Origin of the sequence: Mesorhizobium sp. M7A.F.Ca.CA.002.15.2.1, from assembly GCF_003998715.1 — a bacterium.
Classification (GTDB): Bacteria; Pseudomonadota; Alphaproteobacteria; order Rhizobiales; family Rhizobiaceae; genus Mesorhizobium; species Mesorhizobium ciceri.
In genome coordinates, this window is the sequence record NZ_RZPI01001260.1 from 1 (window position 1) to 466 (window position 466).

The 466-nt window shown below is 63.7% G+C and carries 1 protein-coding gene; it reads left to right on the forward strand.

What is annotated here, in order from left to right; translation table 11 throughout:
• Positions 1–466 (forward strand): ATP-binding cassette domain-containing protein (locus ENZ74_RS34020; protein ID WP_127313386.1); only part of this gene is annotated, 466 nt, incomplete at both ends.

Genomic DNA, 466 nt, shown 5'->3' on the forward strand with positions numbered 1-466 from the left:
CCGCCGATCCGAAGCCGCTGCCGGCCGTCGCCAAGGGCGCGATCGTCTTCGACAATATCTCCTTCTCCTACCCGGCAAGGCCCGACCGCGCCGCCGTGCACGGCTTAAGCTTTCAGGTCATGCCGGGCGAGACGGTGGCGATCGTCGGGCCGTCAGGGGCCGGCAAGAGCACGGTGTTTTCGCTGATCCTGCGTTTTTACGATCCCGAAACAGGCAAGATCCTGATCGACGGCGTCGATGTGCGCGAGGCCGATCCCGTTTCGGTCCGCCAGCGCATCGCCATCGTGCCGCAGGACGTCACCATTTTCGCGGCAAGCGCGCGTGACAATATCGGTTTCGGCCGGCCGGGAGCCAGCAAGACCGAAATCGAGACGGCGGCGAAGGATGCACTTGCCGATGAATTCATCCTCAAGCTGGAAAAAGGCTATGACAGCCAAGTCGGCGAGCGCGGCGTGACGCTGTCAGG